The organism is Saccharopolyspora flava (genome assembly GCF_900116135.1).
In the GTDB taxonomy this organism is placed as follows: Bacteria; Actinomycetota; Actinomycetes; order Mycobacteriales; family Pseudonocardiaceae; genus Saccharopolyspora; species Saccharopolyspora flava.
In genome coordinates this window covers 12,702-38,041 of the sequence record NZ_FOZX01000016.1, presented here as the reverse complement: position 1 = coordinate 38,041, position 25,340 = coordinate 12,702, and the positions used below count along the sequence as shown (strand labels likewise).

The window sequence follows — 25,340 nt, the reverse complement described above, 5'->3', positions numbered from 1 at the left end:
CGGGTCACGATCTTGTGCTGTTAACGAAGCGCGCGACACAACGACATCCTGGGCGAAACCCCTGTTCGAGCTGGGCATTCAGGGGCGGTCGTTCTTCAGGCGTGGATGGAGTCCCGGGGCAGTGAGTTCTCTTCTGATCGTGTTCATCGGCATGTCGGTCCCGATCCTGGCGGCCGCGCCGTTCTACATCGCCGACCGCCGCAGCGAGACCCGACCCGAGAAGGCCGAATCCGAGAAGGCCGAGCTGGGACCCGAGATCACCGAGGCGCCCCGGATCTGGCCGGATCCGGTCGAGGAGCCGGCGTGCGAGATCCCCGAGGCCCGCACGCCGGAGGAAGCCCTCCCGTCGGCCGACACCGCGTCCGATGACACCGCGCCCGCCGACACCGCCCACGCCGAGACCGAGCGGGTCGCTCAGCCGTAGATGGCCCGGGCCAGCGCCGACTTGCGCTTCTGCAGCTCGCGCAGCCCGGCGGTGCTGAACCCGCCCCCGCTCGGACTCGCCGGGATCTGCAGGCCCTCGCTCAGCTGCCAGCCCGAACCGCGCTCGATCAACGACCGGTGCTTGTTGGTGTAGTAGCCGGAGTTGATCGACACGGCGACGCCGCTGGCCCCGGCCGCGGCGGCCAGCAGGTGCAGGTGGAACCGGGTCGACAGCCACCGCTGCCCGGGCTTTGCGGGCAGGCCCTTGCGCATGATCTCGTCGAAGGCGTGGAACCGGGCGCCCGGCAGGTCGTGCTCGACCAGCGCGAAGACCTCGCGGTCGGCACGCGGGATGCCCTCCACGAACGCCACCTGCTCCGGGGCGACCTTCCACTCGCGCAGCGTGTCGAGCAGGAATCCGGCCAGCGCGGGCACCGTCTCGTCCAGCAGGTCCGACTGCATGCAGATCATGACGTCGCGGACGTCGTCGTCGCCGGTGCGGAACAGGCCGGGCTCGATGCCGAAGAACATGTCGTCGCCGGTGGCGGAGGCGTTGACCAGCATCGCCTCCGACGGTTCGTCGCGGACGTCGACGATCTCGAACTGCTCGGCCAGGCTGCGCAGCAGCGGCTCGGCACCCGCCGGGACCGGGGACAGGCCCTGGCCGGTCATCACCGCGCGCCCGCCGGAGCGGTGGGCGGCCGCGGCGGTGGCCGCGAGCAGGCCGATGTGGCGGGGCCAGATGCCGTTGATGAAGCCGCCGCCGATCACGTGGAACAGGTCCATCCGGGCGGCGAGCTCGATGCCGGCGACCCAGCGCGGCGCCAGGCCGGGGTTGTGGATCGCGTGCTGCACGAAGGCCGCCACGGCCCACGGCTCGGTTTCCGGGGCCTCCCAGCACAACCGCCAGAACGTGTCGGTGAACCGGACGTTGGGGTGCAGGTCGGCGAGCATCACCGAGCTGGGGCCGGGGTTGGGGCAGTCGATCCAGACCTCGCTGCGAGGAGCGACCTTCGCGAGGTGCTTGAGCCACGCCGCGGCGATCAGCTCGTCGCCGTAGTTGGGGTGTCCGGTGGTGGCGACGAGGTATATCCGGTTCGGGGTGTTCACCAAGGAGGCTCCAGCCGTAGGTTGCGAGGTCCGCTCACGAACCTAGCAACCGGCAAAACACCCGTACCATCCTCGCACCGCACAGGATCGCGGTCGGGTCAGCCGGCCTTGCTGATCTCCGAGCGCAGGCGCTCCAGGCGGCGCTTGGAGCGGTTGAACTTGGCCTGGTAGCGGGCCTCGAAGATGTCGGTCGGGATCTCCGGCATCACCATCGGCTCGGGCTCGCGCGGCTGCGGCGCGATCGCCTCGTCGATCTTCACCGGCTGCGTGGGCTCGCCCTCGCGGTCGGTCTTCTCGCCCTCGCCCTCGGTCTTCTCGGCGGTCTCGGTTCCCGCGGCGGGGGCAGCGGCGGCGCCCAGCGCGTGCTTGCCGCGCGGGGCCGCCTCCGGCTGCTGGGTCTCGGCCGCCTTGCGCTGCGCGCGGTGCAGCAGCGGCCAGAACACCAGCGTGGCCACGGCCAGACCGCACACGAACATCAGAACCAGCATTTCCACCAGCCGCCTCCGGGATCAGGCTCTCTGCCGAGCGCTGTCAGTTCTGCCGAGCACCGGGAGCCTGGGCGGCTCCGTTGGTGGTGTGCTGCGGCTCGATCGGGATCGTGTAGGTCTGCACGTCGTCGCGCTGCTCGGGCAGCGTGACCTCCTGCAACCGGCGCCCGTCGGTCTCGACCGGTCCCTCGGCCTCGGCCGCGTCGGGGGTGTCGGTCGTGGTGCGCAGGTTCGCGGCGGACTCGTCGAGGACGCGCTTGGCGTTGTCCATCGCCTGCAGCACCGAGCTGCGCAGCTCCTCCAGCCGCTGCCGCTCGACGCGGATCTCCTCGAGGGCTTCCAGCCGCATCTGCTCCGATTCGGCGTCCCACTGCCCGCACTGCCTGCGGGTCTCAGAGATCAGCGCGTCGGCCTCCTCCTGGGCGTCGCCGACGACCTTCTTGTACTCGTTGCGGATCTCCTGCCGCATCCGGTACTCGCGGGTGCGCTGCTCGCTGATCTTCTGCTCGTGCTCGCGCTGCAGCGTGGCGCGGCGCGACTCGACGTCGGTGACGAGCTCGTTGCACTCGTCGCGGAGCTCGGAGGCGGCCTGTTCGGCCTCGCTGATCAGCGCGCGGGCCTCGGTCTCGGCGGTGCCGCGGATGATCTCGGCCTGGCGCTTGGCCTGATCGCGCAGCGTCTGGACCTCGTCCTCGGCGATGGCGAGCATGTTCTGCACCCGCTGCGAGGCGGCGGGCAGGCCGGTGTCGGAGTTCTCGATGCTCTTGAGGCGCTGCTCGGCCTGGTCCAGGCTGCGGCGGGTGTCGTCGCAGAGCTTGCGCAGGTCGTTGTTGAGCCGGACCGCTTCGTTGCGGTCGATGGTGACCATGCGCAGCTGATCTTCCAGGACCTCGATGTGCTCGATGACCTGATGGCGGCTGAAACCGCGGACCTGGATGTCGAAACCCGGCCGGAGCGGCACGACTGCGTCGGCGTCATCCATGGGTGATCTCCTCTCCGGACGGTAGGCCCATTCGATGTTTCGGAGAGTAGGGCGGATGTTCGGGCAACGCCCAGCGAGACACAACGATCATCACCGGATCAGGTGTTGATCAATCGGGTCGTTCGGCTTGCCGCGTCCGGAGATGTTGGCACGCATCTGTCCACAGTGCACGCCGGAACGAGGGCGATCGGATCGCCCGGTCGTTGCCGTCGGTCCGCCATCGCCGGGTGACGCTCTATCGCCCGATCAAGTGCTTAGGTTAGGCTCCGCTTACAAAGATGTTCACGGATCGAGGGGAGCGCGGCGTGTCTCAGGGAGCCGACCTGGTCGGGCGACAGCACCAACGGGCCTCGGTGCTGCTGCGGCGCTGGCTGGCCGAGACGCACACGCCGGTCGCCGAAGGGCCGCTGCGGCTGACGATCGGACCGCTGTCGCTGCACGCCGACGTCGTCTACGACTCCCCGACGGGCGCGCACGGGTTCGGGTCGATCGGTGTGCTCGACGACGAGGGCCGGACGCTGGTCTCGGCGGATCCGGCGCTGCTGGCCGCCGCTTGCTCGGCCGACGCGCGGGCGCGCTCGCGGGCCGAGGCCCCGATCAACCGGCCGGAGTCCGGCACGCTGGTCGACTGGCTGTTGGACGCGCTGCCGCGCCGCGAGGTCGACCCGCTGCCGCTGCGCGACGACCTGGTGGCCGTGGGCCGTCAGCTGTCCAACGCCGCCGAGGCCCAGCGCTGGCTGACCCGGCACGTCGAGGAGCGGATGCTGCCGGAGGTGCTCGCGTTCGACGGCGCCGACCGGGACGAGCTCACCGCGCGACTGCTGACCCGGGGCGTGCTGGTGGTCATCGGCCTGCTGGGCAGGCGCGGCGTGGTGCACGAGGAGTACCTGCTGGCGGAGCTGGCCAAGCGGCTCGGCGGCATCGCCGAGCAGCACTCGCAGGTCGCCGGGCTGGTCGAGCGCTGGCTGACCGGCCCGACGCTGACCGATCTCGCCGCGCTCAACGGCTCGGGGCTGCGCTACCGCGACGAATCGGGCGCGGTGCGGGTGCGGCCGGTTCGCTTCGAGCGCCGCAACCCGCTGCGCCTCGACGACCCGGCCGAGGTGCCCGGGGTGCCGCTGCCGGAGCTGGGCGAGGGCTGGGCGTTGCGGCCGGTGGCGATCACCGGCGAGGACGGCGGCCCGGACGTCGCCCTGGTGCACCGCTGGATGAACCGCGAGCACGTCGCGGTCAACTGGAACCAGGACTGGCCGCTGGAGCGGTGGCGCGACGAGCTCGCCACCCAGCTGGCCGGCGAGCACTCGGTGCCGTGCGTGGTGGCGCGCGACGGGCGCGACATCGGCTACCTGGAGCTCTACCGGGTGCAGCGGGACAAGCTGGCCCGCTGCTACCCGCACGCCCCGCACGACCTGGGCGCGCACATCGCCATCGGCGAGCCGGACGCGATCGGCAAGGGCGTGGGATCGGAGCTGCTCGGCGCGGTCGCGCGCGGACTGCTCGCCGCGGACCCGGCGTGCCGGAACGTGGTGGCCGAGCCGAATGTCCACAATGGAGCCTCGGTGGGCGCGTTCGGCAAGGCGGGCTTCGTCCAGGCGGCCGAGGTCGGCTTGCCGAACAAGAACTCCGCGCTGATGGTGTTCGCACGCCCGGGTGAGTAGCCCCACGTCAGGCGGTCCGGTGTGCGGGTGTACTCGCGATCGAATCTTGACTAAGGTTAGCCTTACTTACCTTGTTGATCGTGGGGAGAGCAATGCCGTCGCGAGCTGACCAGTCGCCGCCGCACCCGTTGCCGCTGACCGCGGCGCAGGCGGGGATCTGGTTCGCCCAACAACTCGACCGCACCAATCCGATCTTCAACACCGCCGAGCGCGTGGAGATCGAGGCGGAGATCGACCCGGAGCTGTTCGCCGAGGCCCTGCGCACCGCGGTCGCCGAAGCCGAGACGCTGCGGATGCGGGTCGTCGACGACGGCGAAGGACCGCAGCAGGTCGTCGACGAGCTCGACGCCGTGGAACTGCCGGTCCTGGACTTCTCCGGCGAGGCCGACCCGGAGGCCCGCGCCGAGGAGTGGATCCGCGCCGACCTGGACGCGCCCGTCGACCTGACCCGCGGGCAGCGCGACGGCGGCCGGTTGTGGACCGCGGCGCTGTGCCGGCTCGGCGAGCGGCGCTGGTGGTGGTACCAGCGCATCCACCACGTGGCGGTGGACGGCTACGGGTTCTCGATCATCCTCCGGCGCGTCGCCGAGGTCTACAGCGCGCTCGTCGCCGGAGCGGAACCGGGCGAGTCGCCGTTCGCGGGGCTGGCGGAGCTCGTCGAGGACGAGCAGAAGTACTCGGCCTCGCCGAAGGCCGAGCGCGACGCCGCCTACTGGGGCGAGCGCTTCGCCGACGAGCCCGACGCGGTCACCCTCACCGAGCGGTCGCGGCCGACCGCGCGCACCTTCCACCGCCAGCTCGACAGCAGCTCCTCGCTGGAGGCGCTGGGCTCGGCCGCCGAGCGGGCGCGGACGATCTGGCCGGACGCGCTGATCGCCGCCTTCGGCGCCTACCTGCACCGGATGACCGGGGCGAACGACGTGGTGCTGGGCCTGCCGGTGATGGGCCGGATGGGATCGGTGGCGCTGCGGGTGCCCGGCATGGTCGTCAACGTCCTGCCGCTGCGGCTGCGGATCGACTCCGGCACCACCCGCGACGAGCTGATCGCGCAGGTCGCCAAGGCCGTGCGGGAGCTGCGCAAGCACCAGCGGTACCGCAGCGAGCAGCTGCGCCGGGACCTGCGGCTGCTGGGATCGGACCGCGCGCTGTTCGGGCCGATGATCAACATCAAGTCCTTCGACTACGACCTGGACTTCGCCGGGACGCCCGGGCGGGTGCACAACGTGGCCGCCGGACCCGTCGACGACCTCAGCGTGCTCGTCCGCACCGAGGACGACGAGCTGCGCCTCGAGTTCGACGCCAACCCCGACCGCTACACCGCCGAGGAGCTGACCGGTCACCGCGAGCGGTTCCTGCGCTTCCTCGGCACCTTCGCCGACGCCGCCGGCGACACCCCGGTCGGCGGCGTCGAGCTGCTCACCCGGGACGAGCGCACCCGCATCCTCGAGGAGTGGAACGCGCCGGTGCCCGGCTTCACCGAGGCCGAGCCGGCGACGCTGCCGCAGCTGTTCGAGGAGCAGGCGCAGCGCACCCCCGACTCGGTGGCCGTGACCTTCGAAGGCGAGTCGCTGACCTACGGCGACCTCGACGCGCGGGCCAACCAGCTCGCCCACCACCTCATCGACCACGGCATCGGGCCAGAGCAGCTGGTGGCGCTGGCGCTGCCGCGCTCCACCGAGCTCGTCGTGTCGCTGCTGGCCGTGCTCAAGGCCGGGGCCGCCTACCTGCCGCTGGACCCCGGGCACCCGGCCGAGCGCATCGCCTACATCGTCGGCGACGCGCGGCCGAGCATGCTCATCAGCGACCGCGAGCACGCAGACCGGCTGCCCGAGGGCATCACCCGCGTGCTGCTCGACGACGAGACCGAGATCGCCGAGATCGTCCGGCACTCCCAGCGCAACCCCAAGCCCGGCGAGCGCGGGCCGCTGACCAGCGAGCACGCCGCCTACGTCATCTACACCTCGGGATCGACCGGGCAGCCCAAGGGCGTGGCGATCCCGCACCAGAACGTGGTCCGGCTGTTCTCGGCCACCGACCCGTGGTTCGGCTTCACCGGCGAGGACGTGTGGACCCTGTTCCACTCCTACGCCTTCGACTTCTCGGTGTGGGAGCTGTGGGGAGCGCTGCTGCGCGGCGGCAGGCTCGTCGTGGTGCCGCACGAGGTCAGCCGCTCGCCGCGGGAGTTCCTGGAGCTGCTGCGGCGCGAGCGGGTCACCGTGCTCAACCAGACGCCCTCGGCGTTCTACCAGCTCAGCCAGGCCGAGCGGGAGAACCCGGGCGCCGGCCTGGCGCTGCGCTACGTCATCTTCGGCGGCGAGGCGCTGGAGCCGTCCAGGCTGGACGACTGGTACCGGCGGCACCCCGAGTCGCCGAAGCTGATCAACATGTACGGGATCACCGAGACCACCGTGCACGTCACCTACGTCGAGCTCGACGCCGACCTGGTGGGCCGGTGCGACGGCAGCGTCATCGGTCGCGCCATCCCGGACCTGCGGGTCTACCTGCTGGACGCGCAGCTGCAGCCGGTGCCGCCCGGCGTGACCGGCGAGCTGTACGTGGCCGGTGAAGGCCTGGCGCGCGGGTACCTGGGACGGCGCGGGCTGACCGCGCAGCGGTTCGTCGCCGACCCGTTCGGTGAACCCGGTTCCCGGATGTACCGCTCCGGCGACCTCGGGCGCTGGCGCAACGACGGGACCATCGAGTTCATGGGCCGCGCCGACCAGCAGGTCAAGATCCGCGGGTTCCGCATCGAGCTCGGCGAGATCGAGGCGAACCTGGCGGTGCACCCGCAGATCAAGCAGGCCGCCGTCGTGGTGCGCGAGGACGTGCCCGGCGACCGGCGGCTGGTCGGCTACACCGTCGGCGGCGCCGACCCGGCCTCGCTGCGCGCCCACCTCGCCGACCGGCTGCCCTCCTACATGATCCCGGCCGCGTTCGTCGACGTCGCCGAGATCCCGCTGACCGCCAACGGCAAGCTCGACGCCAAGGCGCTGCCCGCGCCCGAGGTCTCCGGCGGTGGCAGGGGGCCGCGCACCGACGCCGAGCGGGTGCTGTGCCGGTTGTTCGGCGAGGTGCTGGGCGTCGAGCGGGTCGGCATCGACGACGGGTTCTTCGACCTCGGCGGCCACTCGCTGCTGGCGACCCGGCTGCTGGCGCGGGTGCGCGCCGAACTCGGCGCCGAGCTCGGCATCCGCACCCTGTTCGACCACCCGACGGTCGCGGAACTGTCCGAGCGGCTGCGGGTTTCCGGCCGCGGCAGGCCGGAGCTGCGCCCGGTGCCGCGCCCCGACGAGGTGCCGCTGTCGTTCGCCCAGCAGCGGCTGTGGTTCCTCAACCGGCTCGAAGGCCCCAGCGCCACCTACAACATGCCGCTGGTGCTGCGGATGAGCGGCGAACCCGATGTGGCCGCGCTGCGCGCCGCGCTCGGCGACGTCGTCGCCCGGCACGAGAGCCTGCGCACCACGTTCCCCGACACCCTCGGCGAACCGCGCCAGCAGGTCGGCGACCACGTGCCGGAGCTGCCCGTCACCGAGGTGTCCGATGTGGACTCCGCGCTGGCCGGGGCCGCGCGGCGGGGCTTCGACCTGGCCACCGAGGCGCCGATTCGCACCGAGCTGTTCCGCGACGGCGAGCGGAGCGCGCTGCTGGTGCTGCTGCACCACGTCGCCGGTGACGAGTGGTCGGTGCGCCCGCTGGTGCGCGACCTGTCCACCGCCTACGCCGCGCGGCTCGACGGGCGAGCGCCGGACTGGGAACCGCTGCCGGTGCAGTACGTGGACTACGCGCTGTGGCAGCGGGAACTCCTCGGCGACGAGGACGACCCGGACGGCCTGGCCGCCCGGCAGCTGGAGTTCTGGAAGCGGGAGCTGGCCGGCCTGCCCGACCAGCTGGAGCTGCCCACCGACTTCCCGCGCCCGGCGGTGTCCAGCCACCGCGGCGAATCCGTGCGCTTCGGCCTCGACGCCGACCTGCACCGCCGGCTGCGCGACCTGGCCGCCGAGCACCAGGCCAGCGCGTTCATGGTGCTGCAGACCGCGCTCGCCGCGCTGCTGACCAGGATGGGCGCCGGCACCGACGTCCCGATCGGCTCGCCGGTGGCCGGACGCGGCGACGACCGGCTCGACGACCTCGTCGGGTTCTTCGTCAACAGCCTCGTGCTGCGCACCGACACCTCCGGCGACCCGACCTTCGCCGAGCTGCTGGACCGGGTGCGCCAGACCGACCTCGCGGCCTTCGACAACGCCGAGCTGCCCTTCGAGCGGCTCGCCGAACTGCTCAACCCGACGCGCTCGCTGGCCCGCCACCCGCTGTTCCAGGTGATGCTGGCCTACTGGGGCGCGGCCGAATCCGTGCGCGCCGAGCTGCCCGGCATCGACACCTCGGTGGACACGATCCCGGCGGGCGCGGCGAAGTTCGACCTGGCCTTCAGCCTCCACGAATCCGCCGACGGCGACGTGAGCGGACTCGTGCAGTACAGCACCGACCTGTTCACCGAGCGCACGGTGGAATCGCTGGTCGACCGGTTCGTGACGCTGCTCGAATCCGCCGTCGCCGCACCGGACACGCCCCTCGGGCGGCTCGACGTCCTCGGCGACCGCACCCGCAAGCAGGTCCTGGAGTGGGGCGACGCGACCGGCGACGTCGGGCCCGCGGGCACCTTCCCGCAGCTGCTCGCCGAGCGCGCCGAAGCCACCCCGGACAAGCCCGCGCTGGTCTTCGCCGACACCGAGCTCACCTACCGGCAGCTGCGCGAACGCGTCACCGAGCAGGCGAAGCTGCTGGTGGAGCGCGGTGCCGGGCCCGGCGACATCGTCGGCGTGATGCTGCCGCGCTCGGCCGAGCTGATCATCGGCCTGCTCGCGGCGATGCACGCCGGAGCCGCCTACCTCGCGCTGGATCCCGAGTACCCGCCGGAACGGCTGCGGCACATGGTCGACGACGCCCGGCCGCGCCTGGTGCTCACCGACGACCTCGACGCCGACCTGCCCGCGACCCTGGTGCACCGCGCCGACCGCCCCGAGGGCGATCCGCGGCTGCCGGAACCGGAGCTCGACGACGCCGCCTACGTCATCTACACCTCCGGCTCCACCGGCACGCCCAAGGGCGTGGTCGTGCCGCACCGCGGCATCGGCAAGCTGCTGGCCACCCAGACCCGCCGGGTCGGCATCACCCCGGACAGCCGCGTCCTGCAGTTCGCCTCGCCGAGCTTCGACGTCGCGTTCTGGGAGATGTGCATGGGCCTGCTCGGCGGCGGAACGCTCGTCGTCGTGCCCTCCGACCTGCGGGTTCCCGGCGAGGCGCTGGCCGAGTACGCGCGGCGCCACCGGGTCACGCACCTGGCGATCGGGCCGTCGATGATGGGCATGTTCCCCGCCGACGTCCGGCTGCCGGAGAACGCGACGCTGCTGTGCGGCGCCGAGAAGGTGCCCTCCGACCTGGTGCAGCGCTGGGGCCGGGACCGGCCGATGCTCAACTGCTACGGGCCGACCGAGGCGACGGTGAACACCACGCTGTGGGACTGCGATCCGGGCGCGGTGTCGAGCTCGGTGCCGATCGGCGTGCCCGACCCGGGCGCCCGCGTGTACGTCCTCGACGAGCGGCTCCAGCCGTGCCCGCCCGGGGTCGTCGGCGAGCTCTACGTCTCCGGGCTGGGGCTGGCCCGCGGCTACCTCAACCGGGCCGGGCTGACCGCGGAGCGCTTCGTCGCCGACCCGTTCGGCGAGCCCGGCGGCCGCATGTACCGCACCGGCGACCTGGTGCGCTGGCGCGCCGACGGGACGCTGGACTTCGCCGGCCGCGCCGACGACCAGGTCAAGATCCGCGGGTTCCGCATCGAGCTCGGCGAGGTCGAAGCCGTGCTGGCCAAGCACGACGACGTCGCGCAGGTCGCCGCCGTGGTCCGCGAGGACACCCCGGGCGACAAGCGGCTCGTCGCCTACGTCGTCGGCGACTCCGACGCGGCCGAGCTGCGCGGACACGTCGCCGAGGAGCTGCCCGACTACATGGTCCCGGCGGCCGTGGTGTTCGTCGACGCGCTGCCGCTGCTGCCCAACGGCAAGCTCGACCGGCGCGCGCTGCCCGCGCCCGACCTGGCCGAGGCGGTCGGCAACGACATGCCGCGCAACCCCACCGAGGAGATCCTCTGCGGGCTGTTCGCCGAGGTCCTGGGCCTGCCCCGGGTCGGCGTGCACGACGGGTTCTTCGACCTGGGCGGGCACTCGTTGCTGGCGGCCAAGCTCATCGGGCGGATCCGCGACGCGCTGGGCATCAAGGTCAACGTCGGCAGCCTGTTCGCCGCGCCCAGCGTCGCCGGGCTCGCCGAGCGGCTGCGCACCGGCGGTGGCCGGGACGCGCTGGAGATCCTGCTGCCGCTGCGCACCACCGGGAGCAAGCCGCCGCTGTTCTGCGTGCACCCGGCGGCCGGCCTGGCGTGGCCGTTCTCCGGGCTGCTCAAGCTCATCGACGACGAGCGCCCCATCTACGGCGTCCAGACCCGCGGTCTGGCCGAACCCGCGCCGGTGGCGGGCAGTCTCGCCGAGATGGCCGACGAGTACCTGGAGCACATCCGCGCGGTGCAGCCGCACGGGCCCTACTACTTCCTCGGCTGGTCCTTCGGCGGCGTGGTCGCCCACGAGATGGGCACCCGGCTGCAGGCCGAGGGGGAGGAGGTGCGCTTCCTGTGCATGCTCGACTCCTACCCCAAGGACGTCTGGGACGAGCTGCCCACCGAGGAGGAGGCGCTGCGGGCGCTGCTCTACATGGCCGGGTACGACATGTCCCAGCTCGGCGAGGGGACGCTGACCCGCCAGCACGTGCTGGAGGTCCTGTCGGGCGAGGGCAGCGCGCTGGCGAACCTGGAGGAGCACAGCGTCACCGCCATCATCGACAACTTCGCCAACTGCGCGGTCCTGGAGAACACCGCCGAGCACGACCGGTTCCGCGGTGACGTGCTGTTCTTCTACGCCACCGTGAACCCGGCGAAGGAGTCGCTGACCAGCGCCATGTGGCAGCCGTACGTGGACGGTGCCGTGATCCACCACGACATCGCCTGCGAGCACAAGGACATGACCCAGCCCGAGCCGCTGGCCGAGATCGCTGCGATCGTGCAGGAATCGCTCGACGAGCTCGACGGGTGACCCCGGTTTCCTCCGGGCGGGGTCTCGCCGGGAGGTGTTCGGGGATGTCGAGTCGAGGGTGAACGCGAGGAGGAACGAACCGATGACCAACCCGTTCGAGGATCCGGACGCGCAGTACTACGCCCTGATCAACGATCAGGACCAGTACTCGCTGTGGCCGGCCGCGATCGAGGTGCCCGCCGGGTGGACCGTCGCGCACGGGCCGACCGACCGGCAGTCCTGCGTCGATCACATCGAGGTGCACTGGACCGACATGCGGCCGGCCCGCTGATGGTCACCGCGGTGCGGCGGGTGAACCCGCAGGTGGCGGTGTGCGTCTGCTACGTCGCGGCGATGTTCATGAACGGCATGGACGCCACGATCGTCAACGTGGCGCTTCCCGCGCTGGTCGAGGACTTCTCGGTGTCGGCGAGCTCGGCGTCGGCGGTCAACGTCGGCTACCTGGTGAGCCTCGCGGTGTGCATCCCGATCTCGGGCTGGCTCGGCGACCGCTTCGGCACGAAACGCGTGTTCCTGGCCGCGTTCGGGACGTTCGTGCTCGCCTCGGCGCTGTGCGGGTTCTCCGGTGACCTGCTGCAGCTGACCCTGGCGCGGGTGCTGCAGGGCGCGGGCGGCGGGGTGATGAGCCCGGTCGCGCTGACGCTGCTGTTCCGCGCCTACCCGCCTGCCGAGCGGATCCGGCTGTCCCGGGTGCTGCTGCTGCCGACGGCGGTCGCGCCCGCGCTGGGACCGGTGCTGGGCGGGTTCTTCGTCGAGCACCTGACCTGGCGGTGGGGGTTCTTCGTGAACCTGCCGATCGGCCTGGCCGCGCTGGTCTTCGGCGCGCTGCTGCTGCGCGAGCACGTGGAGGCGCCGGACAAGCGCTTCGACCTGCGCGGTTTCGCGCTCGCCGCACCGGGTCTCGGACTGGTGGTCTTCAGCCTCGAAGGCATCGCGAGCGGGACGTCGGCGGCGCTGAGCTGGTGCGCCGGTGCGGCCGGGCTCGTGCTGCTGGGCCTGCTGGTGCGGTCCCAGCTGCGCACCGAGCAACCGATGCTCGACCTGCGGCTGTTCGCCGACGACCACTTCCGCCGGGCGAGCCTGATCCTGTTCACCTGCCTGGTCGGATTCCTCGGCACGCTCTACGGGTTCACGCTGATGTACCAGGTGGAGCTGGGCGCTTCGGCGTGGGAGACGGGCCTGGTGACGCTGCCGAAGGCGGTCGGTCTGATGATCGCCTCGCAGCTGGTCGCCTGGGCGCACCGCCGGTTCGGGCCGCGGCTGCTGATCTCGGTGGCGATGCTGGGCGCGGCGGTCTCGTTCGCGCTGATGAACGCCATCGGACCGCACGACGCGTGGCTGGCCGCGTTCGTCCAGCTGGCCTCCGGTTTCTTCGTCGGGGCCGCCACGGCCGAGCTCCAGGTGATCGCGTTCAGCACCATCGACAAGACCGACACCGGCGGCGCGTCGACGCTGTTCAACGTGCAGCGGCAGGTCGGTTCGGCGCTCGGCGTGGCCATCACGGCCAGCGTGCTCGCCGCCGCGGGCCCGGGCCTGGGCTCCTACCACCTGGCGATGCTGACCTCGGCCGGGTTCGCGGTCGTCGGGGTGCTGCTCGCGCTGCGGGTGACGGAAGTCGTGGCGCCGCAACGAGAACCGGTCGCGGCGGGGCGCTGAGCGAGCTCCGGGAGATCTGAGCCACCACGGGGAAGACAATCGTCCGATCTATGGTTAGGCTAGCCTTAACTGAGTGATCGTTGGTGGAGCGGAAAGGAACGCACGGTCGATGGGTACTGCGGATCGACTCCGGCGCAACCGGCCCCCGGCACGCGACCTCGAGGTGCTGCGCACCACCGAGCTCAGCCCGTCCATGCGGCGGGTCACCCTCGGCGGCGAGGAGCTGGAAGGCTTCCTCGACCAGCACACCGGACCCAACGTCAAGGTCTTCGTGCCGCGCCAGGGCCAGCAGCGCCCGGTGCTCCCGCAGCTGGACCCCGAGACCGGCCGGTACACCTGGCCGGAACCCGAGGTCCGGCCCACCATGCGCACCTACACCGTCCGCCGCTACGACGAGTCGCGCGGCGAGCTCGACATCGACTTCGTCATGCACGGCGAGCACGGGGTGGCCTCCAACTGGGCCCGCCACGCGCGGCCCGGCGACCGCCTCGGCGTGATGGGGCCCGGCGGCAGGACCTGCCGGGCCGCCGACTGGTACCTGCTGGTCGGCGACGAGACCGCGCTGCCCGCGATCTCCAGCCTCGTCGAGGAGATGCCGCCCACCGCGCGCGGCCACGTCCTCGTCGAGGTCGACACCGCCGCCGACCGGCAGCACGTGCAGTGCCCGCCGGACCTGCGGTGGACCTGGATGCACCGCGACGGCACCTCCGCGGGCCTGTCGCGCCAACTGATCAACGCCGTGCAGGAGCTGGACGTGCCCGCCGACGTCGACGTCTCCGCCTGGGTGGCGGGGGAGTCCGGCGTGGTGCGCGGCATCCGGCGGCACCTGCGCGACGAGCGAGGCATGGACGCCCGGTCCGTGCTGGCCATCGGGTACTGGAAGTACGGCATGGCCGAGACGGAATACCACGACAAGCACAACCACGATCGGGACTGACCGACGCGGCGACCACCCGGCCTGACCTGCGGTCACGCCGGTGCGCGGTCGCGCCCGCGAGTCGGGCTCCGGCGAACCGAGGGGACACGTGTCTGCGGTGCTGAACCAAGAGAAAGTCCACGACGTGCTCGGGATCGGTTTCGGGCCCTCCAACCTGGCGCTGGCGATCGCGCTGGAGGAGCACAACCGCGACGCCGACGACCCCGTCGACGCGGTCTTCTTCGAACGCCAGCCGGAGTTCGGGTGGCACCGGGGCATGCTGATCGAGGGCACCACGATGCAGGTGTCCTACCTCAAGGACCTGGTCACCATGCGCAACCCGGCCAGCGACTTCTCGTTCCTGTCCTACCTGCACGACAAGGGCAGGCTGGCCGACTTCATCAACCACAAGACGCTGTTCCCCACCCGCGTCGAGTACCACGACTACCTGGCGTGGGCGGCCGAGCGGCTCGACGACGTGGTCCGCTACGACTCCGAGGTCGTCGAGGTCCACCCCGTCGACGAGCACTACGAGGTCGTCGTCCGGCACGGCGGGCAGCTGGCCGTGCACAAGGCGCGCAACATCGTCCTGGCGCTCGGCCTGGAGGCCTCGGTGCCCGAGGGCGCCGAGCTCGGCGAGCGCGTGTGGCACAACCTCGACCTCATGCACCGGGTCGGCGAGCTGACCGAGGCGCCGCGGCGCTGCGTGGTCGTCGGCGCCGGGCAGTCGGCCGCCGAGGTGACCGACTACCTGCACCGCACCTTCACCGACGCCGAGGTGTGCGCGGTGTTCGGCCGCTACGGCTACAGCCCCGCCGACGACAGCCCCTTCGCCAACCGGATCTTCGACCCGCAGGCCGTGGACGACTTCTACGCGTCCTCGCCCGAGGTCCGGGCGAAGCTCATGGACTACCACCGCAACACCAACTACTCGGTGGTCGACCTGGAGCTGATCGAGGAGCTCTACGCCCGCGCCTACCAGGAGAAGGTGCGCGGCGCCGAGCGGCTGCGGATCCACAACGCCAGCAGGCTCGTCGACGTCGACACCCGCCCGGACGGGGCGCGGGTCACCGTCGAGTTCCAGCCCACCGGCGAGCGCAGCGTCCTCGATGCCGACCTGCTCGTCTACGCCACCGGCTGCCGTCCCCGCGACCCCTACACGCTGCTGGGCGAGCTGGCCCGGCACTGCGAGTGGGACGAGCAGGGCTCGCTGCAGGTCGAGCGCGACTACCGGGTGCGCACCACCGGCGACCTGCCCGGCGCGATCTACCTCCAGGGCGGCACCGAGCACACCCACGGCATCACGTCCTCGCTGCTCTCGAACGGCGCCGTCCGCGCAGGCGAGATCCGAGACTCCCTGCTCACCCACCGCAAGGCCCCCACCAGGGACTACGCCCTCTCCCACTACTAACCCGCTCCCCACCCGGACCACCCCGGGTCCCAACGGGAACCCCGAATACCGCCGTATTCCGCTCCCCGATTACCGCCGTATTCCGCTCCCCGATTACCGCCGTATTCGGGGACCCGATTACGGCGGTATTCCGGTTCCCGATTACGGCGGTATTCCGGTTCCCGATTACGGCGGTAATCCGGTACCCGGTTACCGGCGTATTCGGGTCCCCGAATACCGGCGTAATCGGGTGTCCGGTTACCGGGGTGATCGGTGGGTTGGTGGGTGGGAACAGTGTTGGGGGTTGGGTGGTTGTAGGGAGCGATGAGTGGACTTGTGAGTGGTGGGAGCCCCGTGCGCGGGGTGGCCCGCGGTGACGCGCCGGTGCCGTTGTCCGTGCTGGACCTGGCGACCGTGGGGGTGGAGGACTCGCCGTCGGACGCCCTGGCGGCGACGACGGAGCTGGCCGAGCGGGTGGAGGAGCTCGGGTTCCACCGGATGTGGGTGGCCGAGCACCACGGGATGCCCGGCATCGCCAGCTCCTCGCCCGCGGTGGTGATCGCGCACCTGGCCGCGCACACCACGACGCTGCGGCTCGGCTCCGGCGGCGTGATGCTGCCCAACCACGCGCCGCTGGTCGTCGCCGAGCAGTTCGGGACGTTGCAGGCGCTGCACCCCGGGCGCATCGACCTCGGTGTCGGGCGCGCGCCCGGCACCGACCAGGCCACCGCGCGGGCGCTGCGGCGGACCGAGGGACCGCTGTCGGCCGAGGACTTCCCGCAGCAGCTCGGCGAGCTGATCGCGTTCCTCGACGACGACTTCCCGATCGACCACCCCTACGCCGGGGTCCAGTCCGTGCCGCACGGGCCGCTGCCTCCGGTGTGGCTGCTGGGCTCCAGCGGGTTCAGCGCGCAGCTGGCCGGCGCGCTCGGGCTGCCGTTCGCCTTCGCCCACCACTTCAGCGCGCAGAACACGCTGCCCGCCCTGGAGCTCTACCGCGAGTCCTTCCAGCCCTCCGAGGTCCTCGACGAGCCCTACTCGATGATCGGCGTGCAGGCCGTGGCCGCCGACACCGACGAGGAGGCCCTGGACATCATCCGCCCCATCGCGCTGAGCATGCTCAAGCTCCGCCAGGGCTCCCCGGGCAAGCAGCCCACCCGTCAGCAGGCCCGCGACTACCCCTACACCGAGCTCGACCAGGCCTTCGTCGACCACTGGCTGGCCGACGCCGTCTACGGCACCCCCGACACCGTCCGGGCTGGTCTCGACGAGCTCCGCGAGCGCACCGGCGTCGACGAGCTGATGCTCACCGCCAACCTGCCCGACGCCGCCACCAAGCTCCGCTCCTTCGAGCTCATCGCCAAGGCCTACCGGATGACCTGATGCGTCCCCTCCCGCCGGGGACCGGGGTGTTCGTGCGGCGAGCGCAGCGGTTTTCCGGCGGGGGAGTGTGGCTCGCCACTCTAGGTCGAGGTCGCGGGCGGGCTCGAGTTGCGCGTGTCGTACGGTCTATTGACACCGGTGTTGCCAGGCGCCCGAACGCGGGCGCGACGGTGTGGGGCACTACGCGGGATTGAGGGATTGGCGTGAAGCCTGGTGTGCTGATCTTCTACCGGATCATGGCGTACGTCACTGCCGTGCTGCTGATCCTCTTGTGCGCCGCCATGGTGCTCAAGTACGGCCACTTCCTCGGCCTGTGTCCCGAAGGTTCGGCGACGCAGGAAACCGGTACGACGTGGGTGACCACGATCGGCATCGCGCACGGCTGGCTCTACATGGTCTACCTGCTGGTGGCCGTGGTGGCCACGACTCAGCTGCGCGTCCCGCTCGGCCGGATGCTGCTGGTCCTGCTGGCCGGAACCATCCCGTTCGGCGCGTTCTTCGCCGAGCGCAAGGTCGTGCGCTGGCACGAGCTGCGGATGGCGGGCAAGCCGATCGTGCAGCAGCAGACCGCGGAGGAAACAACCGCCTCATGACAGCCATCCCCGAGTCCGTGGACCAGACCGCGTCGGACCAGACCCCGTCGGAGCAGCCCGCACCGGAGAAGCCGGTGCGGCGCCGCACGGTGATCGGCGCCTACTTCGCGCTGACCAAGCCGCGCGTCATCGAGCTGCTGCTGGTCACGACCATCCCCGCGATGTTCCTCGCCCAGCGCGGCATCCCGTCGCCGTGGCTGGTGATCGTCACGCTCGTCGGCGGCGCCATGTCCGCGGGCAGCGCCAACGCGCTCAACTGCGTCGCCGACTCCGACATCGACGCCGTCATGGACCGCACCAAGAAGCGCCCGCTGGTGCGCTACGAGGTGCCGCGCCGCAGCGCGCTGATCTTCGGCATCGCGCTCGGCGTCGTGTCGTTCCTGGTGCTGTGGCTCGGGGCGAACCTGCTGGCCGCGTCGCTGTCCACGGCCGCGATCCTGTTCTACGTCTTCGTCTACACGCTGGTGCTCAAGCGCCGCACCTCGCAGAACATCGTCTGGGGCGGCGCCGCGGGCTGCATGCCCGTGGTGGTCGGCTGGGCCGCGGTGACCGGCAAGGTCGAGTGGCCCGCGATCGTCATGTTCGGCGTGGTGTTCCTGTGGACGCCGCCGCACTTCTGGTCGCTGGCCATGAAGTACAAGGACGACTACGCCCGCGCGGGCGTGCCGATGCTGCCGGTGGTGGCCACCACCAAGCAGGTCTCGGCCCGCATCCTCGCCTACAGCTGGGCCACCGTCGGCTGCACGATGCTGCTGTTCCCGGTCACCAGCTGGGTCTACATCGCGCTGGCCGGCATCTCGGGCGTGATCTTCCTGGTGGTCGCGCAGCGCCTGCACAACAACGCCCGCAAGGGCCTGGCGCTCAAGCCGATGACCCTGTTCCACCTGTCGAACTCGTACCTGACGCTGGTGTTCGTGGCGATCGCCGTGGACTCGGCGCTCACCCCGGTGATCGGCTGAATCAGCGCATCACCGGCAGCACCGGGGTGTAGGTGCGCCCGGTCGCGGCGTCGATGAACGCGACCGGGTCGGCGGTCTCGGCGAGCAGGTCGACCGTCACCCGCAGCGCCTCACCGGCCATCGGGCCGGGGCGGTCGAGCTCCAGGGCCGCGGCGATGTCGAGGTAGTGCGCGACGCCCTCCAGCACGAAGATCCGCAGCGCCTCGCGCGCGGGAACCACCGCGAACCCGCCGTAGTGCACCGTGCGCTCCAGGTCGGTCTCGCGCAGCTCGGCGACGGCCTGCGGGGCGATCTCGGCGAACTGGGCGATCAGCTCGTCGGTGGACATCGTCTGCGCTCGCGCGGTCGCGGACTCCTTGAGCAGCTCCGCGCTCTGCTCGGCCACCCCGCCCGGCCGCTGCATGAACGCCAGCAGCGCCGCGGCGTCGTCGTGGCTGACCGGCGCGTCGGGGGAGGGGGCCTCGATGCCGGCCTTCGTCGCCGACGGGAACGGGCTGACGTGGGTGTAGACGTCCTTGACGGTCCAGCCCGGCAGCCGGGTCGGTCGTGCCCACTGCTCGTCGTCGAGCTGCTCGCCGAGCCGGGCCCAGGCCTGCCAGGTCTGATCCAGGGCGTCGATGATCATGCGGCTCCTCTCGATCGGCAGGTTTTCGGCCTGCGGTACCTATTCACTCACGCGTGGTCGGGGTGCGCGGATAATCTCTTCGGGTGGCCCGGTGATCGTCAGCGGAACGGGAGCGTGCGATGAGCGGAGGGATTCCGGCGCGGCCGGAACCGCCGAGTGCCGACGAGCCGCCTCGGCCCGCACCCGAGGGCAGGCGCTGGGTGCCGCGCGTCCTCACGCCCGACTCGGTGGAGGTCGTCGACTCCATCGAGCTGGCCGACGAGTTCGCCCGCTCCCGCGGCGAGCAGCACGCGGGTCCCGCCGACCGGCTGGCGGCCGGGGTGATCGTGCTCGGCAAGGAGCTGGCCACCGAGGACTGCGCGCTGCTGGCGGCCTGGCTGCGCAGCGCCCCCGCCGACGTGCGCGGACCGGTCCTGTCGGCGGTGCTGGCCGCCGATCCGCCCTGCGAGGTGCTCGCCGATCTCGCCGCCGAGCACGCCGGGCAGGCCCGGATGGCCCTGCTGCGCGGTGAGATCGCGCAGATCGTGGCCGGTGGCGGGGTCCCGGACTCGCCGCTGACGCCGCACCCGTGGGGCGCCGACGAGGCAGAGGAGGCCCGCGCGCTGCTGTCCGAGGCCGTCGACGAGGTCGCTCCGGACCGCGTCGACCTGCTGTTACGCACCGCGACCCGGTTCGGCGTGGACCTGCCGCCGCACCGGTACACCGCCGAGCGCTTCGTCAGCTGGTGGGCCTCGCACCCCGAAGCCGGGCTGGACCCGGTGCTGTGGCCCCGCTCCGACGACCTCGTGGCCCTGCTGCGGTCCACGCTCGTGGCCCGGTTGCAGCACTCCGAGACCGTGCTCGCCGCCGTCACCGACCACTGGTGGCCGCTGCTGCGGAGCATCGCCGTCGACCCGTTCGAGCCGCTGGACGCCGCGGTGCTCTCCGCCGCGGTGCGCGCCAACGGCGACATCCGCCGCGAGACCGTCGACCGGTTCGCCGAGCGGCTGCGCGATCCCGATCTGCCCGACACGCCCGAGGCCGTGCTGGCCGCCCTGTTCGGCGCCGCCCAGCCCACGGTCGACGAGCTGCACCGGCTGATCGGGGCGCTGCCGGCCACCGCCGTCACCGAATCGATCGCCCAGCGCGCGTTCGCTGTCCTCGACAAGGCCAAGGTCACCGGCCGCTCGCTCGACCTGCTGCGCGTGCTCGGCCACCACCTGGGCACCGAGCAGCGGGAGCTGTGGTCCGCCGACGCCCGGGTGCGGTCCTGGATCGTCGCGTTCGGCCGCGGCTCCGAGGTGGGATCGCTGTCCGGCATCGCCGATCGGGTGCTGCGCGCGCGGTTGCCCGAGCTGGTGACCGCGCTGCTGGCGGCCGATCCCCGCGCGGCCGTGCGCGCGATCGGCAGTGCGGGAGCGAGCCTGCAGCAGCTGCTGCAGCGGGAGCTGCCCGCGATCTTCGGCGACGAGCGGGCCGAGGAGTCCCGCCGGGACGCCGCCGTGGCGCTGGCGTTCGTGCTGGCCTGGTCCGACGGGGCCTCGACCGAGATGCGCACCGCCTACGACCGGGAGCTGGAGCGGTGGGTGCGCAGCGGCAGGCGCGCCGATCACCGCCGGGTCAGCAAGCGGCTGCGGCTGTCGGCCGCCGACCACGCCGCCGCCTGGCACGAGTGGCTGCAGGAGATCGTCACGACCCCGGCCGAGCCGGACCGCGCGACCCGCAAGTGGTGGCAGCGGCGTCGCTGAGTGGCGGCCGAGCGCGCCTGCTTCACCGGAAGGTGTTGCGGTGCGGCCGAAAGCGTGACATTGCGGGTTCATAGCGGACATTCGGAACATCGATAGTGTATGACCGGTCACGGTGCGATAACGATCGATGTCCCGCCGGGCATACTCCTCGTGGGTAGTCGTTGCGCAGGGCCACCGCGATCTCACCGCGGGTGCCTGCGCCCAAGGGATCCACGGGAGGTTCGCTCATGGGGGCGGCGCTCAAAGCGCACGCGGCGTGGCTGGTCAACTCGCTGAGCATCGGGAGGAACCCGCTGCGCAGGCCGATCGACCGGCTCGCGGCCGGGCTCACGCTGCTGCTGCTGATGGTCGCGATGATCGCCGTTCCGGTGTCGGGCCTGTTCGCCGAGTCCACGCACCGGGACCTGTCGGTGCGCGCCGAGCAGGCGGCGGCGACGAGCCGGCCGGTGAACGCCGTGGTCACCACCCCGCCCTCGCTGAGCATCCCGGTCTCCGAGGTGTACAGCCAGGACGCGGTCAGCTCGACGGCCGTCGTCCAGTGGCGCCACGGCGTGCACGAGCAGCGCTCCCGGATGCGGGTGCCGTCCTCGGCGAAGGTCGGCGACACCGTGCGGGTGTGGATCGACCCGCAGGGGAATCGCGTTCCGCCGCCGCCGGACGCGCAGTCGGTGACGGCCTCGGCGGTGTTCGCCGCGATCCTGCTGCTGGTGGTGCTGGAGATCGGCAGCTTCACGCTGATCGGCGCGGTGCAGGCCGCCGCGCGCCGGATCGGCATGCGCGCCTGGGGTCGTGAGTGGGACCTGGTGCAGGGCGGGGGAACCTGGTCGCAGCGCTGAGGTAGCAATCGATCTTCACCCGTAAGGGTTAAATGTTGCCGCCGAACTTGTCAGTGGGGCCTGCCGTTGTGTTTGGGTACCCGCGTGGATCTCCACAGCGGGACGCCACCTTTGACGGGCCCGTCGGTGCCGAGGCGGGCACGTCATCGCAGGGCGAGGGCCGATCCTCGCCCGTCGACGATGCAGAGGGCCCGCTGACGATGACGAGGGGACGCGGCAATGGGGGAGAAGAAGACCGAGGCCGCCGAGGGCGTGCCGATCTACGAGCAGCTGGCCAACGAGCTGTGCGACCCGGCCGACACCACGTGGCAGTTCTCGCCCGCTCCGTCGTTCGTCTCGGAGCTGACCGAGGCCGCGGACGACGACGAGTCGACCGCCGTGGCCAGCTGATCTGACGGGGACGCGTCGGCCTCACGACTGTGTGCAGTCGGTGTCCGGCGCCGCGATGTCCACGCTCCTGGTCGCGCGGGAGAACGCGAAGGCGACCAGCGAGATCAGAGCGGTCGCGATCATCCACACCGCCACCAGCCACCCGGAGCCTCCGCCCTGGAGCACCAGCGCGGAGGCCACCAGCGGGGAGAACCCGCCCAGCGCCGCGCCGATCTCGCGCGACGAGGCGAACCCGGTGTAGCGGACCCGGGCGCGTGCGTCACCAGGGGGCAGTTTTAGCCATAATCACCCATGATCAATGTCCGTTATGTCCGGACAATTATGGCTAAAACTGTCCCTTGCTGTGGGGCTACCAAGCGGGTGCTTGCTTGGGTAGGCTGCCTTCCGGGTTCGAGACAGCGGTGTCCGACCGGGGAGGACGAGATGGCTCGTGCGCAGGGCGTGGAGTCGATTCCGGCTGCGGTCCGGGGTGCGGCGGAGCGCTTCGGCGAGGTCGAAGCGCTGGTGGACGGACCGGTGCGGCTGACCTTCGGTCAGCTCGCCGAGCGGGTCCGGGAGATGGCGCGGATGTTCGTCGCCGTCGGCGTCCGGCCCGGCGACCGGGTGGCGCTGAACTCCCCGAACTCCCACCACTGGGTGCTCGCCGCGCTCGGCGCCTCCTACGCCGGTGCGACGCTGATCCCGGTGAACACCCGCTTCACCGGCGTCGAATCCGCCGAGCTGCTGCACCGCAGCAAGGCCCGCGCGCTGGTCGTCGCCGACGAGTTCCTGGGCGTGGACCGGCTCGCCGGCATCCACGAGGCCGCGGGCGAGGGCCCGGGCGAGGTCGTCGCCGGACTGCCCGAGCTGCGCGCGGTCCTGCGCGTGCCCCTCGGCACCGCGAGCCCCGCCGGACCGGGCGTGCACGACTGGGACGAGATCGCCGGCCTCGCCGCGAAGGTGCCCGAAGCCGAGGTCGAGCGCCGCGCGGACGCGGTCACCGCCGACGACCTCGCCGACGTGCTGTTCACCTCCGGCACCACCGGGCGCGCCAAGGGTGTGATGTCGCTGCACCGCCAGTCCCTCGGGGTGGCCGCGGCGTGGGCGGAGTGCGGCGCGGTCCGCAAGGGCGACCGGTACCTGCTGGTCAACCCGTTCTCGCACAGCTTCGGCTACAAGGCCGGGATCCTGGTGTGCCTGCTGACCGGCACCACGATGCTGCCGCAGGCGATCTTCGACGCGGCCGGGACGCTCGACGTCATCGACACCGAGCGCATTTCGATCCTGGCGGCCGCGCCCACCATCTTCCAAACCCTGCTGCACGCCCCGGAACGCGGCGGCCGCGAGCTGCCGGGGCTGCGGCTGGCGGTCACCGGCGCGGCCACGGTGCCCGTCGCGCTGGTCGAGCGCATGCGCTCCGACCTGGGCTTCGACACCGTCCTCACCGCCTACGGCCTCACCGAGGCCGTCGTGGCGACCATGTGCCGGCCGGGTGACGACGCGGAGACCGTCGCGCACACCTGCGGCCGGGGCGCCGCCGGATTCGAGGTCGCGGTCGTCGACGCCGACGGCCGCGAGATGCCCCCGGGACAGGCGGGCGAGGTGGTGCTGCGCGGCCCCAACGTGATGCGGGGCTACCTCGACGACCCGGGCGCCACCGCGCACGCCATCGACGCCGACGGCCGGCTGCACACCGGCGACATCGGCGTCCTCGACGAGCACGGCTACCTGCGCATCACCGACCGGCTCAAGGACATGTACGTCTGCGGCGGTTTCAACGTCTACCCGGCCGAGGTCGAGCAGGCCCTGGCCTACCTCGACGGCGTGCGCGACGTGGCGGTCATCGGGGTGCCGCACGAGCGGCTCGGCGAGGTCGGCAAGGCCTACGTGGTCGGCGACGACTCGCTGACCGAGGAGGCGGTGCTGGCCTTCTGCAAGCAGCGGCTCGCCAACTTCAAGCTGCCGCGCTCGGTGGAGTTCGTCGGAGAGCTGCCCCGCAACGCGTCGGGCAAGATCCTCAAGCGGGTTCTCGCCGAGCGGTGAGCCGGTCCAGCAGCGCGGACTTGATCGACGGCCGCGAGCCGAACAGCAGCAGGAACGTGGCCTCGCGGACCAGCCGCTGCGCGTGACTGCCCGGCAGCACCGACCGGCTGCCGTGGTGCACCGCCGCGGCCGAGGCCGCGCGCATCGCCAGCTCGGAGGCCTGCGCCCGCACCTCGGAGAGCTCCTCGGCGGTGGCCTCGACGAGCCGCGCCCGCGTCGCCTCCAGCTGGGCGGGCAGATCGCCCGCGTCGTCGCCGAGCAGCGCGATCGCGCGCCCGGCCACGCCCAGCGCCAGCGCCCCGTTGAAGCGCACCGACCCCGAGTCGCCCTGCAGGTAGTCGGACTGCGGCACGGTGGAGGCGATCCGGTCGCGCGGCACGAAGTAGCGGTTGAACCGCAGCGTCACGGTGCCGCTGGCCTGCACGGCGATGAGGTCCAGCGGTTCGGCGTGCAGCACGTCGCTCTCGGCCACGTCGAGCATCGCGAACACCAGCGTGTCGTCGGAGGTGTGCCCGGCGACCAGCAGCGAGTCGACCATGCCCCACCCGGTGAACCAGGGCGCCTCGCCCTCCAGCAGGTAGCCGCCGACGACCGGTTCCGCGCGCAGCGGTGCCGGACCGGTCCGCAGCGCCGAGCCGAGCGCGATCCCGCCCCGGCGCTTGCCTCTGACCAGGTCCGACAGGTAGTTCTCGCGCAGGTTGCGGTTCTTGGTGGTCTCGGCCGCGGCGAGCACGCCGTGGTGCTGGATCCACACGAACGTCGTGGTCAGGCACCCGCTCGCGAGGACCTCGATGAGCCGCAGCACCGAGGGGAAGTCACCGACGTCGAGCGGGGTCGTCTCCGGCGAGGCCGCGAGACCGTAGAAGCCGCGCTCGGCGAGCAGCTCCAGGTGGCTCTCCGGAACGCGCTCGGCGGCGTCGACCTCCAGCGCGGCGGGGAAGAGCACGTCCTCGGCGATCCGCCGGGCCTCCTGCAACGCGGGCGACTCCTGAGTCATCACCCCAGTCTCCCCCAACCCCGGAAACTGGCACGACGGGGCGTGGCCA

20 protein-coding genes are annotated in these 25,340 nt (G+C 71.8%); 15 read left to right on the top strand and 5 right to left on the bottom strand.

The window, feature by feature from the left end; translation table 11 throughout:
• The first annotated feature begins 121 nt into the window (after positions 1-121).
• Complete coding sequence (locus BM424_RS27915) at positions 122-424, top strand: hypothetical protein (RefSeq protein ID WP_139274195.1); 303 nt, start codon at positions 122-124, stop codon at positions 422-424.
• Here BM424_RS27915 and BM424_RS27910 read toward each other — a convergent pair.
• The 3 genes from BM424_RS27910 to BM424_RS27900 form a co-directional block, all read right to left on the bottom strand.
• Positions 415-1,533 carry a polysaccharide pyruvyl transferase family protein gene (locus BM424_RS27910; RefSeq protein WP_175548296.1) on the bottom strand — a complete coding sequence of 373 codons (1,119 nt, stop codon included), beginning with the start codon at positions 1,531-1,533 and terminating at the stop codon, positions 415-417. The two genes, BM424_RS27915 and BM424_RS27910, sit on opposite strands and share 10 nt — an antisense overlap.
• 98 nt (positions 1,534-1,631) lie before the next feature.
• Positions 1,632-2,021 carry a hypothetical protein gene (locus BM424_RS27905; RefSeq protein WP_245776185.1) on the bottom strand — a complete coding sequence of 130 codons (390 nt, stop codon included), beginning with the start codon at positions 2,019-2,021 and terminating at the stop codon, positions 1,632-1,634.
• Between the two features lie 43 nt (positions 2,022-2,064).
• Positions 2,065-3,003 (bottom strand): hypothetical protein, encoded by a 939-nt coding sequence (locus BM424_RS27900; RefSeq protein ID WP_093424251.1) that lies wholly within the window; start codon positions 3,001-3,003, stop codon positions 2,065-2,067.
• Positions 3,004-3,308: 305 nt separating this feature from the next.
• On the opposite strand from BM424_RS27900, the gene BM424_RS27895 reads away from it, so the two are divergent.
• From BM424_RS27895 to BM424_RS27850, 9 genes are all read left to right on the top strand, one after another.
• The gene (locus tag BM424_RS27895; protein ID WP_245776183.1) at positions 3,309-4,661 is read left to right on the top strand and encodes a GNAT family N-acetyltransferase; all 1,353 of its coding nucleotides are present in this window, start codon (positions 3,309-3,311) and stop codon (positions 4,659-4,661) included.
• A 92-nt stretch (positions 4,662-4,753) separates the two neighbouring features.
• On the top strand, positions 4,754-11,797 hold the full coding sequence (locus tag BM424_RS27890) for an amino acid adenylation domain-containing protein (protein ID WP_139274194.1): 7,044 nt from the start codon (positions 4,754-4,756) through the stop codon (positions 11,795-11,797).
• An 82-nt stretch (positions 11,798-11,879) separates the two neighbouring features.
• Positions 11,880-12,068, top strand: a complete 189-nt coding sequence (locus BM424_RS27880; RefSeq protein ID WP_093424246.1) for an MbtH family protein — start codon at positions 11,880-11,882, stop codon at positions 12,066-12,068.
• 11 nt (positions 12,069-12,079) lie between these two features.
• On the top strand, positions 12,080-13,453 hold the full coding sequence (locus BM424_RS27875) for an MDR family MFS transporter (RefSeq protein WP_245776182.1): 1,374 nt from the start codon (positions 12,080-12,082) through the stop codon (positions 13,451-13,453).
• Between the two features lie 109 nt (positions 13,454-13,562).
• On the top strand, positions 13,563-14,390 hold the full coding sequence (locus BM424_RS27870) for a siderophore-interacting protein (protein ID WP_093424241.1): 828 nt from the start codon (positions 13,563-13,565) through the stop codon (positions 14,388-14,390).
• A 100-nt stretch (positions 14,391-14,490) separates the two neighbouring features.
• Complete coding sequence (locus BM424_RS27865; RefSeq protein WP_425442085.1) at positions 14,491-15,780, top strand: lysine N(6)-hydroxylase/L-ornithine N(5)-oxygenase family protein; 1,290 nt, start codon at positions 14,491-14,493, stop codon at positions 15,778-15,780.
• Between the two features lie 333 nt (positions 15,781-16,113).
• Positions 16,114-17,142: an LLM class flavin-dependent oxidoreductase gene (locus BM424_RS27860; RefSeq protein WP_245776181.1), complete on the top strand. Its 1,029-nt coding sequence runs from the start codon at positions 16,114-16,116 to the stop codon at positions 17,140-17,142.
• A gap of 203 nt (positions 17,143-17,345) precedes the next feature.
• Positions 17,346-17,735: a DUF3817 domain-containing protein gene (locus tag BM424_RS27855; protein WP_093424233.1), complete on the top strand. Its 390-nt coding sequence runs from the start codon at positions 17,346-17,348 to the stop codon at positions 17,733-17,735.
• A complete protein-coding gene (locus BM424_RS27850; protein WP_093424230.1) occupies positions 17,732-18,694 on the top strand; it encodes a heme o synthase in 963 nt (320 codons plus the stop codon). The genes BM424_RS27855 and BM424_RS27850 overlap by 4 nt, the downstream gene beginning before the upstream one ends.
• A 1-nt stretch (position 18,695) precedes the next feature.
• Here BM424_RS27850 and BM424_RS27845 read toward each other — a convergent pair whose 3' ends face one another.
• Positions 18,696-19,319: a maleylpyruvate isomerase N-terminal domain-containing protein gene (locus BM424_RS27845; RefSeq protein WP_093424228.1), complete on the bottom strand. Its 624-nt coding sequence runs from the start codon at positions 19,317-19,319 to the stop codon at positions 18,696-18,698.
• Between the two features lie 119 nt (positions 19,320-19,438).
• On the opposite strand from BM424_RS27845, the gene BM424_RS27840 reads away from it, so the two are divergent.
• The 5 genes from BM424_RS27840 (at position 19,439) to BM424_RS27825 (ending at position 24,294) form a co-directional block, all read left to right on the top strand.
• On the top strand, positions 19,439-21,046 hold the full coding sequence (locus BM424_RS27840) for a GTPase-associated protein 1-related protein (RefSeq protein WP_139274193.1): 1,608 nt from the start codon (positions 19,439-19,441) through the stop codon (positions 21,044-21,046).
• A 227-nt stretch (positions 21,047-21,273) separates the two neighbouring features.
• Positions 21,274-21,882, top strand: coding sequence for an Rv1733c family protein (locus BM424_RS27835; RefSeq protein WP_093424222.1), 609 nt, complete (start codon positions 21,274-21,276; stop codon positions 21,880-21,882).
• Positions 21,883-22,101: 219 nt separating this feature from the next.
• Entirely contained in the window at positions 22,102-22,272 is a 171-nt protein-coding gene (locus BM424_RS29035; protein ID WP_175548294.1) for a hypothetical protein, read from the top strand.
• A gap of 55 nt (positions 22,273-22,327) precedes the next feature.
• Positions 22,328-22,513 (top strand): hypothetical protein, encoded by a 186-nt coding sequence (locus BM424_RS27830; protein WP_139274192.1) that lies wholly within the window; start codon positions 22,328-22,330, stop codon positions 22,511-22,513.
• 182 nt (positions 22,514-22,695) lie between these two features.
• Positions 22,696-24,294, top strand: coding sequence for a FadD3 family acyl-CoA ligase (locus BM424_RS27825; protein WP_093424217.1), 1,599 nt, complete (start codon positions 22,696-22,698; stop codon positions 24,292-24,294).
• Here BM424_RS27825 and BM424_RS27820 read toward each other — a convergent pair.
• Positions 24,269-25,291, bottom strand: coding sequence for an acyl-CoA dehydrogenase family protein (locus BM424_RS27820; RefSeq protein WP_093424214.1), 1,023 nt, complete (start codon positions 25,289-25,291; stop codon positions 24,269-24,271). The two genes, BM424_RS27825 and BM424_RS27820, sit on opposite strands and share 26 nt — an antisense overlap.
• Positions 25,292-25,340: the final 49 nt, after the last annotated feature.